This is a genomic window from Burkholderia sp. BCC0405 (assembly GCF_902833075.1).
Lineage (GTDB): Bacteria > Pseudomonadota > Gammaproteobacteria > Burkholderiales > Burkholderiaceae > Burkholderia.
In genome coordinates, this window is sequence record NZ_CADFEO010000010.1 from 190,611 (window position 1) to 204,888 (window position 14,278).

Here is a 14,278-nt window from a genome sequence, read left to right on the forward strand (position 1 = left end):
CGGAACCGGGCGTCAGACGTCGCCCGCCAGCACCTGCGCGATGTGCAGCACGCGCGTGTCGCGGTCGCCGGTGCGGCGCAACCGCCCTTCGATGTTCAGCATGCAGCCGAGATCGCCGAGCACGACGGCGCCCGTGCCGGACGCGCGCACGTTCGCGCATTTCTCGTCCGCGATAGCCGCCGAAATGTCGCCGTACTTGATCGCGAACGTGCCGCCGAAGCCGCAACAGTGCTCGCAGTCCTTCATCTCGGTGACCGCGATGCCGCACTGCGCGAGCAGCGCGCGCGGCTGCGCTTTCACGCCGAGCTCGCGCAGGCCCGAGCACGAATCGTGGTAGGTGACGGGCCCCGTGAATTCGCCCGGCGCGAGCGACACCTTCGCGACGTTCGCCAGGAAGTCGGTCAGTTCGTAGACCTTCTGCTGGAACCGCAGGTAGCGCCCCATCAATTCGGGGTCGTCGCGGAACAGGTCGCCGTAGTGCGCGCGGATCATCCCGCCACACGAACCCGACGGCGCGACGACGTAATCGAACTGCTCGAATTCGCGCAGCGTCTTTTCCGCGAGATCGCGTGCGAGCGCGCGGTCGCCCGAGTTGTAGGCCGGCTGGCCGCAGCAAGTCTGCGCGGGCGGCACGATCACCTCGTAGCCGGCGTCGCGAATCAGCTTGAGCGCCGAAAAACCGATTTCGGGGCGCATCAGATCGACCAGGCAGGTCACGAACAAACCGACTCGCATACGTGCTCCTTCGAGAAAACGGCTCTCATTATCCGCCGTTTGGCCGGCAGGACCAACGCCGGCTCACGCGCAAGCCCGCACTGCACGAAACGAGGACTTCCTCGAACGGCGTTCGCTTTTTTCACAATACGAGATACAATCAGCCCAACTCCGCTTGACGCGTCAACCGATTTCTCCCCCGACATGAGCCAACCCACCCCGGATTCAAAAACGTCGATCCAGGTGATCGAACGCATGATGCGGTTGCTGGACGCGCTCGCCGCGCACAGTGACCCTGTCAGCCTGAAAGAGCTTGCGCAGCGCACGGAGCTGCACCCGTCGACCGCGCACCGCATCCTCAACGACATGGTGACCTGCCGTCTCGTCGATCGCTCCGATCCCGGCACGTACCGCCTCGGCATGCGGCTGCTGGAACTCGGCAACCTCGTGAAGGCGCGCCTGTCGGTACGCGACGCGGCGCTGATGCCGATGCGCGAGCTGCACCGTCTCACCGGGCAAACCGTGAACCTGTCGGTGCGCCAGGGCGACGAGATCGTCTACATCGAGCGTGCATACTCGGAGCGCTCGGGGATGCAGGTCGTCCGCGCAATCGGTGGCCGTGCGCCGCTGCACCTCACGTCGGTCGGCAAGCTGTTCCTCGCGGCAGACGAAACGTCGCGCGTGCGCGCCTATGCGACGCGCACGGGGCTATCCGGCCATACGCAGAACAGCATCACCGACATCGCGAAGCTCGAGCGCGAGTTGACGATCGTCCGCCAGCAATCGTGCGCACGCGACAACGAGGAGCTGGAGCTCGGCGTGCGCTGTATCGCGGCCGGCATCTACGACGATTCGGGCAAGCTCGTCGCGGGCCTGTCGCTGTCGGCGCCGGCCGATCGTCTGCAGGATGCGTGGCTCGGCCAGTTGAGCCGCACGGCCCTCACCATTTCGGAATCGCTCGGCTACCGGCCGGCGCCCGGGAAGGATACGGACGGGCTGCAGCGGCAGGCGTAAACCGCTCCCGCGCTCCCAATGAAAAAGCCCCGCAAATGCGGGGCTTTTTTTCAGCCAATCGGCGAGGCGGCGAACCGCCACGCGATCGTGCGATCAGGTCCCGCCGTTCGGCGTGTTGGCCGCCGTCAGGCGCTCGCCGCCGCCGGCGTCGAGCCAGTTGCGCAGGCGCACCGCATCGGCGAAGCGCGAATACTTGCCGAACGAATCGAGCAGCACCATCACCATCGGCTTGCCGTGAATCGTTGCCTGCATCACGAGACATTCGCCGGCTTCGTTGATGAAGCCCGTCTTCTGCAGACCGATGTCCCACGAACCGTTGCCGCGGATCAGCGCGTTCGTGCTGTTGTAGACCAGGTTGCGCTTGCCCGTGTACACCTCGTAGGTGCGATCGGTCGAGAACTGGCGGATCATCGGGTACTGGTACGCCGCATTGACCATCTTCACGAGGTCGCGCGCGCTCGACACGTTCGAGCTCGACAGGCCCGTCGAATTCTCGAAGTGCGTATCGGTCATGCCGAGCGACTTCGCCTTCGCGTTCATCGCGGCGATGAACGCCGGACGGCCACCCGGGTAGTAGCGCGACAGCGCGGCGGCCGCACGGTTTTCCGACGCCATCAGCGCGATGTGCAGCATGTCTTCACGCGACAGCACCGAACCGACCGACAGGCGCGAGCCCGTGCCCTTCTCGTAGTCGCGGTCTTCGTCGGTGACTTCGATCTGGTCGGTCATCGGCGACTTCGAGTCGAGCACGACCATCGCCGTCATCAGCTTCGAGATCGACGCGATCGGCACGACGGCGTGCGAATTCTTGTCGAACAGCGGCTCGCCCGAGTTCTGGTCGACGACGTATGCGACGCTCGAACGCAGCGCGAGCGCGTCCGGCGTGTCGTGCAGGCCGAAAGCTTGGCCGACGGTCGGCCGGCGCGGCTGGAACGCGACCTTGCGGACGGCGCCGTGATGGACGCCATGCACGTTCGACGCGAGCGTCACGCGCTTGCGCGACGCCTTCGCGCGCGGCGCGTCGGCGGCCGCAACCTTCGCGGATTTGTCGGAGCTGGCCTTGGCCGACTTCTTCTTCGCGGACGAAGCAGGAGCGACAGCCTTTTTCTTGGCGGCGTGTTGGGTCTTCGCAGTGGCGGCAAAGGCGTCAGCAGGCGCGACGGACGCGGTGGTCGCCAGCAAGGCGACTGCGACCGACACAGCCGTGCCGAGCGTCATGCTCTGCAACAATCTGCGCGGTGAAAACGATTCGGCTTTCATTGGGGTCTGGACAAAGCGGGCGGGAGGTTTCCGCAAGTGTAGTTAAAGCTGAAAAAAAGAGCAATATTAGGCACTTACCGATCGTCGTTAAACCGGAATGTAAGGGTCGGTCAACCTCTGACCAATGAACCCTCCCGCTCCCATCGAAAAAATTCATGGGTTGCGCTGCCCGACAATACCCGTCTCCCGATTACACACGGTTAATTGAGATAACGTCACTTCGGAGGCAATTTAAAGCGGGGAAACTACGTATCCGGCGCTCGGGGTGCCAGGCGCGCCGGTCTCGGCCGCGGCGGCGGCACGTCGCCACGGTACGCGCATCGAAACGGCGCGTTTTCGACAGGAACAGAAGGATAACGTTCCACAGGCCTGTCAGGTTTACCTGTGCATGATCATGGTGCACCGCGCTTGCCCCGCCGCCGTGCGCACCATCTGGGATCACGCATGAAACCGATTCCGAGCGGGCACGATAACTTGTTGTTTTATCGATAATTTGTCGCAATTGTGCAACGCACAAAAAATACTTGACAATGGTTTTCTCTGCCCTAAAATAAGCCTCATTGCTGCGTTGCACAAAGCACGCGCATCCGAGGTTCCCCAGCGTAGTGCCCTTTATCCTGCGATCGACGCGATCGCTTTTCAGGAGCTTGACATGTCCTTGCTGACCCCCGAGCAAATCGCCGCCGCCCAGAAAGCCAACCTCGAAAGCCTGTTCGGTCTGACGACCAAGGCATTCGAAGGCGTCGAAAAGCTGATCGAACTCAACCTGCAGGTCGTGAAGTCGACGCTGGCCGAAGGCCAGGAAAACGCACAGCGCCTGCTGTCGGTGAAGGACGCGCAGGAACTGATCGCGCTGCAAGCCAGCCTGTCGCAGCCGGTCGCGGAAAAGGTGCTGTCCTACGGCCGTCACCTGTATGAAATCGCATCGTCGACGCAAGCCGAGTTCGCGAAGGTTGCCGAAGCGCAATTCGAGGAGCAGAACAAGAAGGTCCAGGCGCTCGTCGACAACGTCGCGAAGAACGCCCCGGCGGGTTCGGAAACGGCTGTCGCTGCACTGAAGTCGGCTCTGAACGCTGCGAACACCACGTACGAAACGGTTCAGAAGGCAACGAAGCAAGCCGTCGAAATCGCCGAAACGAACTTCAACGCTGCTGCTGCCGTCGCAACGAAGGCTGCTACCGCCGCTGCGGCTCGTCGTACCAGCAAGCCGGCCGCGTAAGCGTCCGCTGCTCCTGAAAGAGCCGCGCCCAGCGCGGCTTTTTCGTTGGTGGTGCCGGAACACGCTGGAACCGGCACGTTGCCGACCGTTCTCGAACGGTCGTTGAGCACCAGCCGCATGCAATAGAAAACGCCGCCGCCCGGATTGCCCGGGCGGCGGCGTTTTTTCATGGCCGGCAGATTGCCGGCCGAGCCGGCCGCGTTACTTCTTGCGTTGCGGCGGCAGGTCCGTACAGACGCCTTCGTACAGCTCGGCGGCCATGCCGACCGATTCGCCGAGCGTCGGGTGCGGATGAATCGTCTTGCCGATGTCTTCCGCGTCCGCGCCCATCTCGACGGCGAGGCACACTTCGCTGATCAGGTCGCCCGCGTTCAGGCCGACGATCGCGCCGCCGATCACGCGATGAGTTTCCTCGTCGAAGATCAGCTTCGTGAAGCCTTCGTCACGGCCGTTCGCGATCGCGCGGCCCGATGCGGCCCACGGGAACACGGCCTTGCCGTACTTGATGCCTTCGGCCTTGCACTGGTCTTCCGTCTTGCCGGCCCAGGCCACTTCCGGATCGGTGTACGCCACCGACGGGATCTGCAGTGCGTCGAAGTACGCCTTCTCGCCGTGTGCGGCTTCCGCTGCGACGTGGCCTTCATGCACGGCCTTGTGCGCGAGCATCGGCTGGCCGACGATATCGCCGATCGCGAAGATGTGCGGGACGTTCGTGCGCATCTGCTTGTCGACCTCGATGAAGCCGCGATCCGTGACCGCGACGCCAGCCTTGTCGGCGCCGATCTTCTTGCCGTTCGGGCTGCGGCCCACCGCGACGAGCACGAGGTCGTAGCGCTGCGCTTGCTCCGGCGCCTTCTCGCCCTCGAACTTCACGTAGATGCCGTCTTCCTTCGCTTCCGCGCCGACCGTCTTGGTCTTCAGCATCACATTGCCGAAGCGCTTCGCGTTGTACTTTTCCCAGACCTTCACGAGATCGCGGTCCGCGCCCATCATCAGGCCGTCCATCATTTCAACGACGTCGATCTCGGCGCCGAGCGTCGAGTACACCGTTGCCATTTCGAGGCCGATGATGCCGCCGCCGATCACAAGCATGCGTTTCGGCAACTGGCGCAGTTCGAGTGCGCCGGTCGAATCGACGACGCGCGGGTCTTCCGGCATGAACGGCAGCTTCACGGCCTGCGAGCCCGCAGCGATGATCGCCTGCTTGAACTTCACGACCTTCTTGCCGTTTTCGCCCTGCACTTCCATGTGATACGGATCGACGAATGCGCCGACGCCCGTGACCACTTCGACCTTGCGTGCCTTCGCCATGCCGGCGAGGCCCGTCGTCAGCTTCTTGACGACGCCGCCCTTGAAGTCCCGCAGCTTGTCGAGATCGACTTCCGGCTTGCCGAACGTGATGCCGTGCGACGCGAGCGCCGCGGCTTCTTCGACGACGAGCGACGTATGCAGCAGCGCTTTCGACGGGATGCAGCCGACGTTCAGGCACACGCCGCCGAGCGTCGAGTAGCGTTCGACGAGCACCGTCTTCATGCCGAGATCGGCTGCGCGGAACGCGGCCGAGTAGCCACCGGGGCCGGCGCCGAGCACGAGCATGTCGCATTCGATGTCGGCGGCACCTGCGTAGCTGCCGGCTTGCGGCGCGGGCGCCGGAGCGGCTGCAGCCGGTGCCGGCGCAGCGGCTGCGGGCTTGGCTGCTTCGGGTGCTTTCGCGGGCGCGGCGGCGCCGGCCGTTGCTTCGACGATGGCGATGACGGTGCCTTGCGAGACTTTCTCGCCGGCTTTGACCTTGACTTCCTTGACGGTGCCGGCGACGTCGCTGGGCACTTCCATGGAGGCTTTGTCCGATTCGAGCGTGATGAGCGTCTGCTCTTTTTCGATCACGTCGCCCGGCTTCACGTTGACTTCGATGACATCGACGCCACTGAAATCGCCGATATCCGGAACCTTGACTTCGATGAGACTCATTACTGTCCCCTTCTTGATTAGCTGCAGACAGAGGGGGAGAAACCCGCGATGACCCTGTTACGGCCTGACAAAAGAACGCGAACCGGAGCAGAACCACCTTTGCTGTCCGCTCAAGGACGCGCCTTTCTTTTGGTTACTTTTCTTTGGAAGACAAAGAAAAGTGACCGCCGCCCCGCGCAGGGGCGACGCTAGCAGACCGTCAAGAAAGCCAGTTCAACGACGAAGCGTGGATAACAGACAACAAACCCACGCCCCCGCGAGCCACTCCCCGCTCATCAAAGAATGATGCGACGGAAATCCGCGAGCAACGCGCCGAGATACGCATTGAACCGCGCGGCTTCCGCGCCATCGATCACGCGATGGTCATACGACAGCGACAGCGGCAGCGTCAGACGCGGCACGAACTGCTTGCCGTCCCACACCGGCTTCATCTGGCCGCGCGACAACCCGAGAATCGCCACTTCCGGCGCGTTGATGATCGGCGTGAAGTTCGTGCCGCCGATCCCGCCGAGCGACGAGATCGAGAAGCAGCCGCCCTGCATCTGGTCCGGCTTCAGCTTGCCGTCGCGTGCGGCCTTCGACAGCTCGGCCATTTCCTTCGCGATATCGACGAGACCCTTCTTGTCCGCATCGCGGATCACCGGCACGACGAGACCGTTCGGCGTGTCCGCGGCAAAACCGATGTGGTAGTACTGCTTGAACACCAGGTTGTCGCCGTCGAGGCTCGCGTTGAAGGTCGGGAATTTCTTCAGCGCGGCGACCACCGCCTTGATCACGAACGCGAGCATCGTGAACTTCACGCCCGCCTTCTCGTGCTCCTTGTTCAGTTGCACGCGCAGTGCTTCGAGCTCGGTGATGTCCGCTTCGTCGTTGTTCGTGACGTGCGGGATCATCACCCAGTTGCGATGCAGGTTCGCGCCCGAGATCTTCTTGATGCGCGACAGCGGCTTCGCCTCGAACGGGCCGAACTTCGAGAAGTCGACCTTCGGCCACGGCAGCAGGTTCAGCTCGCCGCCGCCTGCCGGCGCGGCTGCCGCGGCCGGCGCTGCGCGCTGGCCCGTCATCACGCCCTTCACGAAGCCCGTGACGTCTTCCTTCGTAATGCGGCCCTTCGGACCCGAACCCTGCACACGTGCAACCTCGACGCCGAGTTCGCGCGCGAATTTGCGCACCGACGGCGATGCGTGGCTGGCGCGGTATTCGCCCGACGCGGCGGCCGGGGCCGGCGCAGCAGCAGCCGGTGCCGGTGCGGCCTTCGCGGGGGCAGCGACGGGTGCCGGCGCCGGTGCGGCAGCGGCCGGAGCCGGTGCGCTCGCCTGCGGCGCGGCAGCCGCGCCTGCGGCTTCGAGCAGCACGATCAGCGTGCCTTCCGACACCGAATCGCCCACCTTGACCTTGATGTCCTTCACGACGCCCGCGGCCGGGCTCGGCACGTCCATCGTCGCCTTGTCCGACTCGAGCGTGACGAGCGACTGCTCCTTCTCGACCGTGTCGCCGACCTTCACGCCGATCTCGATCACCGGCACATCCTTGTAGTCGCCGATGTCAGGGACCTTCACTTCGAGCGTGCCGCCGGCTGCAGCCGGTGCGGCCGCCGGTGCAGCGGCCGCCGGTGCCGGCGCTGCCGCCGGAGCCGGTGCGGGCGCGGCCGCGCCGTTCGCCTGGGCCGCTGCGGCGCCTTCGAGCAGGATGATCAGCGAGCCTTCCGACACGGAATCGCCCACCTTGACCTTGATTTCCTTCACGACGCCGCCCACCGGGCTCGGCACGTCCATCGTCGCCTTGTCCGATTCGAGCGTGACGAGCGACTGCTCCGGCTCGACGGTATCGCCGACCTTCACGCCGATCTCGATCACCGGCACATCCTTGTAATCGCCGATATCCGGCACCTTCACTTCGATCGCTTGACTCATCTGTTTCTGTCTCCATGGCCGCGCGCGCCCCTCGCTAAGGCGGCGCACGGCATCACACGGCGTGTGCGTTAAACGGTCATCGGGTTGGGCTTCGACGGATCGAGGTTGTACTTGGCGATCGCTTCCGCAACCACCTTGCGCTCGATCGTGCCCTCGTCGGCCAGCGCGTTGAGCGCGGCGACGGTGACCCAGTGACGGTCGACTTCGAAGAAGTGACGCAGCTTCTCGCGGGTATCCGAGCGGCCGAAGCCGTCCGTGCCCAGCACGACGAAGCGGCGATCGATCTGGCCGCGGATCTGGTCGACCAGTGCGCGGACGTAGTCGGTCGATGCAATGACCGGGCCCTGCGTGTCCTTCAGGCACTTCTGCACGTGCGACAGACGACGCTCCTCGGTCGGATGGAGCAGGTTCCAGCGTTCGACCTGGTGGCCTTCACGCGCCAGCTCGGTGAAGCTCGGCACGCTCCACAGGTCGGCGGCGACGCCCCAGTCGTTCTTCAGCAGGTCGGCGGCGGCAATCACTTCGTTGAAGATCGTGCCCGCGCCGAGCAGCTGGACGCGCGGCGCCTTCTTGTCGGCGTCGGCCTTCTTGAACGCGTACATGCCCTTGATGATGTCGGCCGCCACGTGCTCGCCCTGCGGAATCGCCGGGTGCTCGTAGTTCTCGTTCATCACCGTGATGTAGTAGTACACGTCTTCCTGGTCCTGCACCATGCGGCGCAGGCCGTCCTGGACGATCACCGCGAGTTCGTAGCCGAACGTCGGGTCGTAGCTCACGCAGTTCGGCACCGATGCCGCCCACAGGAGCGAGTGGCCGTCTTCGTGCTGCAGGCCTTCGCCGTTCAGCGTCGTGCGGCCCGCGGTACCGCCGAGCAGGAAGCCGCGCGAACGCATGTCGCCCGCGGCCCATGCCAGGTCGCCGATCCGCTGGAAGCCGAACATCGAATAGAAGATGTAGAACGGCACCATGATCTCGCCGTGCGTCGAGTACGACGTCGCCGCAGCGATCCAGTCGCACATGCCGCCCGCTTCGTTGATGCCTTCCTGCAGGATCTGGCCGGTTTCCGATTCCTTGTAGAACATCAGCTGGTCGGAATCTTCCGGCACGTACTTCTGGCCTTCCTGGTTCCAGATACCGATCTGGCGGAACAGGCCTTCCATGCCGAACGTACGCGATTCGTCCGGGACGATCGGCACGACGCGCTTGCCCAGCGCCTTGTCCTTCAGCAGGATGTTCAGGATCCGCACGAACGCCATCGTCGTCGAGATCTCGCGGCCTTCGCCCGTGCCCTTCAGCAGCGGCTCGAATACGTCGAGTGCCGGCACCGGCAGCGACGTCGCCTTCTCGCGGCGATGCGGCAGGTAGCCGCCGAGGTCCATGCGCTTCTGGCGCATGTATTCGAGCTCCTTCGAGCCTTCCTCGAACTTCAGGTACGGCACGTCGGCGATCTGCTCGTCGGTGATCGGCAGGCGGAACTGGTCACGGAACTTCTTCAGTTGCTCGACCGGCAGCTTCTTCTGCTGGTGCGTGATGTTCATCGCCTGGCCCGACTCGCCCATCCCGTAGCCCTTGATGGTCTTCGCGAGGATGACGGTCGGCGCGCCCTTCGTGTTCGTGGCTTCGTGGAAAGCCGCGTAGATCTTGTGCGGATCGTGGCCGCCGCGGTTCAGCGCCCAGATGTCGTCGTCCGACCAGTCGGCGACGAGTGCCTTCAGTTCAGGCGTGTTGAAGAAGTGCTCGCGCACGAACGCGCCCGATTCCGACTTGTACGTCTGGTATTCGCCGTCGACCACTTCCATCATGCGGCGCATCAGCGCGCCCGTCTTGTCGCGCGCGAACAGCGCATCCCAGCGGCTGCCCCAGATGACCTTGATCACGTTCCAGCCGGCACCGCGGAATTCCGATTCCAGTTCCTGGATGATCTTGCCGTTGCCGCGCACCGGGCCGTCGAGACGCTGCAGGTTGCAGTTGATCACGAACACGAGGTTGTCGAGCTTCTCGCGGCTCGCCATCCCGATCGCGCCGAGCGATTCCGGTTCGTCCGTCTCGCCGTCGCCGAGGAACGCCCACACCTTGCGGCCTTCCGTCTTCGCGATGCCGCGCGCCTGCAGGTACTTCATGAAGCGCGCCTGGTAGATCGCCATGATCGGGCCGAGGCCCATCGACACGGTCGGGAACTGCCAGAAGTCCGGCATCAGCCACGGGTGCGGGTACGACGAAATGCCGTTGCCGTCGACTTCCTGGCGGAAGTTGTCGAGCTGCTCTTCCTTCAGGCGGCCGAGCAGGAACGCGCGCGAGTACACGCCCGGCGACGAGTGGCCCTGCACGAACACGAGATCGCCGCCGTGCTGGTCGGACGCTGCATGCCAGAAGTGGTTGTAGCCGACGTCATAAAGCGTCGCGGCCGACGCGAACGATGCGATGTGGCCGCCGACGTTCGTATCCTTGCCTGCGCGCAGCACCATCGCCAGCGCATTCCAGCGCGTGTACGAACGGATGCGGTGCTCGATATCCTGGTCGCCCGGAATCTTCGCCTGGGCTTCGACCGGAATCGTGTTGATGTACGGGGTATTCGCGGAAAACGGCAGGTGCTCGCCATGCATGCGTGCGAACTCGATCTGCTTTTCGATCAGGTAGTGCGCGCGGCCGGTGCCCACGGAGGAGATCACGCCATCGAGCGACTCCAGCCACTCGACGGTTTCTTGCGGGTCGTCGTCACGTTCGGCGGCGACATATTTCATCACTTCGTTCGGTACAGCGGACATTCTCGTCTCCTGGGTCCTGGAATGTGAGGATCGCTCTCGTGCAGACGACGCGACGCGACCGGCTGCGGGCAAGCTCCGACGGATTGTAATGAGCGTGCGCGGGCGTGCGCAACAAAATTTTCGAATTGTGAGATCTTTTCTCGCAATGCGGAATATTGCTGCGCTGCACCCATATTCCGGGGCTCTCCGGCGCGTCTCCGCTGAACAAATCCGTTTCCGTTCAACATATCCGGTACAGGTTTTCCATGTATTGCGCTGCGCTACAATCCTGCCATGTTGACCGATCGGCTTTTCGCACGCTCGGCGCGACCGTCGGGCCCGCCGGCGGAGTCGCAGCCGTCCCGTTGGCACCACGGACCGTGGTGGTCCAATTCCTATTTGCTGACGCCACTGCTGTCGATCCTCGTGTTCCTGGTGGTGATGAGCCTCATCCTGTGGAGCCTCAATCGTCGCGAGCAGCAACAGCAGGAAGACACCCTCTTCCGTAACGTCGCGTGGGCGCAGCAGCAGATTCGCCTGTCGATGACGGGTGCGCAGGAACAGCTCCAGGCACTGTCGCGCGATCTCGCAGCCGGCCGCCTCGATCAGAACGCGTTCCAGATGGCCGTCGCGGACGTGATGCAAACGCATCCGGAAATCCTCTACCTGAACTGGTACACGACGCCCGGCGTGCAGCGCTGGCCGACCGTGCATCCGCCGCTGCTCGGCCAGCGGCTCGCGAAGCCCGGCGATGCGCAGATGCAGGACGCCGTGCGCGGCGCCTACGACGAGGCGCGCAGCACGCGCCGCCAAGCCTATTCGCCGCTGCTCTACGACGACTTCGGCAACGGCTTCATCACGCTGCAGACACCCGTGATGCGCGGCGATCGCGAGTACCTCGGCTCGATCGCCGCGGTGTTCTCGGTCGAAGGCATCCTGAAGCACGATATCCCGCAGGAGCTGTCGTCGAAGTACAAGATCTCGATCACCGACGCGAACAATCGCGAACTGTCGTCCACGTCGACGCGCCCGCGCCTGCCGCGCGACTCGCACTACGACCTGCCGCTGGATCCGCCCGGCCAGGGGCTGACCGTGCGCGTGTACGCATTCCCGCAGCTCACGAACCTGACCAACAACACGCTCGTGTGGCTCGTCGCTGGCCTGTCGTGCTTCGTACTGTGGAGCCTCTGGAGCCTGTGGAAGCACACGCGCCAGCGCTTCGAGGCGCAGCAGGCGCTGTACGCGGAAGCGTTCTTCCGCCGCGCGATGGAAAATTCGGTGCTGATCGGCATGCGCGTGCTCGACATGCACGGCCGCATCACGCACGTGAACCCCGCGTTCTGCCGGATGACGGGCTGGGACGAAACGGACCTCGTCGGCAAGGTCGCGCCGTTCCCGTACTGGCCGCGTGACGCGTACCCGGAAATGCAGCGCCAGCTCGACATGACGCTGCGCGGCAAGGCGCCGAGCTCGGGCTTCGAGCTGCGCGTGCGGCGCAAGAACGGCACGCTGTTCCATGCGCGCCTGTACGTGTCGCCGCTGATCGACAGCTCGGGCCGCCAGACCGGCTGGATGTCGTCGATGACCGACATCACCGAGCCGAAGCGTGCGCGCGAGGAACTCGCGGCCGCGCACGAGCGCTTCACGACGGTGCTCGAAAGCCTCGACGCCGCGGTGTCGGTGCTGGCTGCCGACGAGGCCGAGCTGCTGTTTGCGAACCGCTACTACCGCCACCTGTTCGGCATCCGCCCGGACGGCCATCTCGAGCTGTCGGGCGGCGGCTTCGACCGCGCGCAGGCATCGTCCGACTCGATCGACATGGTCGACGCGTTCGCGGGCCTGCCGGCCGCCGCGCTGACGAGCAGCACCGCCGATGCGCAGGAGGTGTACGTCGAAAGCATCCAGAAGTGGTTCGAGGTGCGCCGCCAGTACATCCAGTGGGTGGACGGCCACCTCGCGCAGATGCAGATCGCGACCGACATCACGACCCGCAAGAAGGCGCAGGAACTCGCGCACCAGCAGGAAGAGAAGCTGCAGTTCACGAGCCGATTGATGACGATGGGTGAAATGGCGTCGTCGATTGCTCACGAATTGAACCAGCCGCTCGCCGCGATCAACAACTACTGCTCGGGCACGCTCGCGCTCGTGAAGAGCGGCCGCGGCACGCCGGAGACGCTGCAGCCCGCGCTGGAAAAGACCGCGCAGCAGGCGTTGCGCGCGGGGATGATCGTCAAGCGGATCCGCGAATTCGTGAAGCGCAGCGAGCCGAAGCGCCAGCCGGCGCGGGTCGCCGACATCGTCGCCGACGCGGTGGGGCTCGCCGAAATCGAGGCGAGGAAGCGCAGGATCCGGATCGTCACGGAAATCCTCGCAAGAATGCCTATTATTTATGTCGACCCCGTGCTGATCGAGCAGGTGCTCGTGAACCTGATGAAGAACGCGGCCGAAGCAATGGCCGACGTGAAGCCGGCGTCGGCGGACGGCGTGATCCGCGTCGTCGCCGACATCGAGGCGGGCTTCGTCGACATCCGCGTGATCGACCAGGGCCCGGGCGTCGACGAAGCGACCGCCGAGCGCCTGTTTGAACCGTTTTACAGCACCAAGTCCGATGGCATGGGCATGGGGCTGAATATCTGCCGTTCGATCATCGAATCGCATCGGGGGCGTCTGTGGGTGGTCAACAACGTCGAGCCGGATGGCCGCATATCCGGCGCAACGTTCCACTGCAGCTTGCCCATTGGGGAACCCGCTGATCTCGGCCAAGGGGGGCGCGAGGCATCGGCATCACATACCGTTACGGGAGAACTATGAATAGCCCTGTCACCACCACTCAGGAAACCGTCTTTGTCGTTGACGACGACGAGGCCGTACGGGACTCGCTGCGCTGGCTGCTGGAGGCGAACGGCTATCGCGTTCAATGCTTCTCGAGCGCCGAGCAATTCCTCGATGCCTACCAGCCAGCCCAGCAGGCCGGCCAGATCGCGTGCCTGATCCTCGACGTCCGGATGTCGGGCATGAGCGGCCTCGAACTGCAGGAGCGCCTGATCGCCGACAATGCCGCGCTGCCGATCATCTTCGTCACGGGTCACGGCGACGTGCCGATGGCCGTCTCGACGATGAAAAAGGGTGCGATGGACTTTATCGAGAAACCGTTCGACGAAGCCGAGCTGCGCAAGCTCGTCGAGCGGATGCTCGACAAGGCCCGAAGCGAAAGCAAGAGCGTCCAGGAACAGCGCGCCGCGAGCGAACGCCTGTCGAAGCTGACCGCGCGCGAGCAGCAGGTGCTCGAACGGATCATCGCGGGCCGCCTGAACAAGCAGATCGCCGACGATCTCGGCATCAGCATCAAGACGGTCGAAGCGCACCGCGCGAACATCATGGAAAAGCTCAACGTCAACACGGTGGCCGACCTGCTGCGCCTCGCGCTGTCGAAGAAACAGGCCTGA

General features: G+C 64.3%; 9 protein-coding genes. 4 read left to right on the top strand and 5 right to left on the bottom strand.

Features of this window, described 5'->3' with window-relative positions; genetic code table 11:
• Positions 1-12: 12 nt before the first annotated feature.
• Positions 13-735 (bottom strand): (Fe-S)-binding protein, encoded by a 723-nt coding sequence (locus HWX36_RS18715; RefSeq protein ID WP_175953531.1) that lies wholly within the window; start codon positions 733-735, stop codon positions 13-15.
• A gap of 183 nt (positions 736-918) precedes the next feature.
• Here HWX36_RS18715 and HWX36_RS18720 point away from each other — a divergent pair, with 183 nt between their 5' ends.
• On the top strand, positions 919-1,728 hold the full coding sequence (locus HWX36_RS18720) for an IclR family transcriptional regulator (RefSeq protein ID WP_175953533.1): 810 nt from the start codon (positions 919-921) through the stop codon (positions 1,726-1,728).
• 93 nt (positions 1,729-1,821) lie between these two features.
• Here HWX36_RS18720 and pbpG read toward each other — a convergent pair whose 3' ends face one another.
• Positions 1,822-2,988, bottom strand: coding sequence for a D-alanyl-D-alanine endopeptidase (gene pbpG, locus HWX36_RS18725; RefSeq protein ID WP_175953535.1), 1,167 nt, complete (start codon positions 2,986-2,988; stop codon positions 1,822-1,824).
• Positions 2,989-3,640: 652 nt separating this feature from the next.
• Here pbpG and HWX36_RS18730 point away from each other — a divergent pair.
• Positions 3,641-4,207, top strand: a complete 567-nt coding sequence (locus HWX36_RS18730) for a phasin family protein (protein WP_039364780.1) — start codon at positions 3,641-3,643, stop codon at positions 4,205-4,207.
• A gap of 201 nt (positions 4,208-4,408) precedes the next feature.
• Here HWX36_RS18730 and lpdA read toward each other — a convergent pair whose 3' ends face one another.
• The 3 genes from lpdA to aceE form a co-directional block, all read right to left on the bottom strand.
• Complete coding sequence (gene lpdA / locus HWX36_RS18735; RefSeq protein WP_175953537.1) at positions 4,409-6,175, bottom strand: dihydrolipoyl dehydrogenase; 1,767 nt, start codon at positions 6,173-6,175, stop codon at positions 4,409-4,411.
• Positions 6,176-6,450: 275 nt separating this feature from the next.
• The gene (gene aceF / locus HWX36_RS18740) at positions 6,451-8,088 is read right to left on the bottom strand and encodes a dihydrolipoyllysine-residue acetyltransferase (RefSeq protein WP_175953539.1); all 1,638 of its coding nucleotides are present in this window, start codon (positions 8,086-8,088) and stop codon (positions 6,451-6,453) included.
• 68 nt (positions 8,089-8,156) lie between these two features.
• Positions 8,157-10,853: a pyruvate dehydrogenase (acetyl-transferring), homodimeric type gene (gene aceE, locus HWX36_RS18745; RefSeq protein ID WP_175953540.1), complete on the bottom strand. Its 2,697-nt coding sequence runs from the start codon at positions 10,851-10,853 to the stop codon at positions 8,157-8,159.
• Positions 10,854-11,126: 273 nt separating this feature from the next.
• Here aceE and fixL point away from each other — a divergent pair, with 273 nt between their 5' ends.
• Together fixL and fixJ are read left to right on the top strand one after the other, a co-directional pair.
• Positions 11,127-13,643, top strand: coding sequence for an oxygen sensor histidine kinase FixL (gene fixL, locus HWX36_RS18750; RefSeq protein ID WP_175953542.1), 2,517 nt, complete (start codon positions 11,127-11,129; stop codon positions 13,641-13,643).
• Complete coding sequence (gene fixJ, locus HWX36_RS18755; protein ID WP_006493245.1) at positions 13,640-14,278, top strand: oxygen response regulator transcription factor FixJ; 639 nt, start codon at positions 13,640-13,642, stop codon at positions 14,276-14,278. Before fixL ends, fixJ begins: the two co-directional genes overlap by 4 nt.

Bases quoted from the DNA above. Each gene is read 5' to 3' on its own strand.
- HWX36_RS18715 (WP_175953531.1), bottom strand. From the start codon at position 735: ATGCGAGTCGGTTTGTTCGTGACCTGCCTGGTCGATCTGATGCGCCCC.
- HWX36_RS18720 (WP_175953533.1), top strand. From the start codon at position 919: ATGAGCCAACCCACCCCGGATTCAAAAACGTCGATCCAGGTGATCGAA.
- pbpG (WP_175953535.1), bottom strand. From the start codon at position 2,988: ATGAAAGCCGAATCGTTTTCACCGCGCAGATTGTTGCAGAGCATGACG.
- HWX36_RS18730 (WP_039364780.1), top strand. From the start codon at position 3,641: ATGTCCTTGCTGACCCCCGAGCAAATCGCCGCCGCCCAGAAAGCCAAC.
- lpdA (WP_175953537.1), bottom strand. From the start codon at position 6,175: ATGAGTCTCATCGAAGTCAAGGTTCCGGATATCGGCGATTTCAGTGGC.
- aceF (WP_175953539.1), bottom strand. From the start codon at position 8,088: ATGAGTCAAGCGATCGAAGTGAAGGTGCCGGATATCGGCGATTACAAG.
- aceE (WP_175953540.1), bottom strand. From the start codon at position 10,853: ATGTCCGCTGTACCGAACGAAGTGATGAAATATGTCGCCGCCGAACGT.
- fixL (WP_175953542.1), top strand. From the start codon at position 11,127: ATGTTGACCGATCGGCTTTTCGCACGCTCGGCGCGACCGTCGGGCCCG.
- fixJ (WP_006493245.1), top strand. From the start codon at position 13,640: ATGAATAGCCCTGTCACCACCACTCAGGAAACCGTCTTTGTCGTTGAC.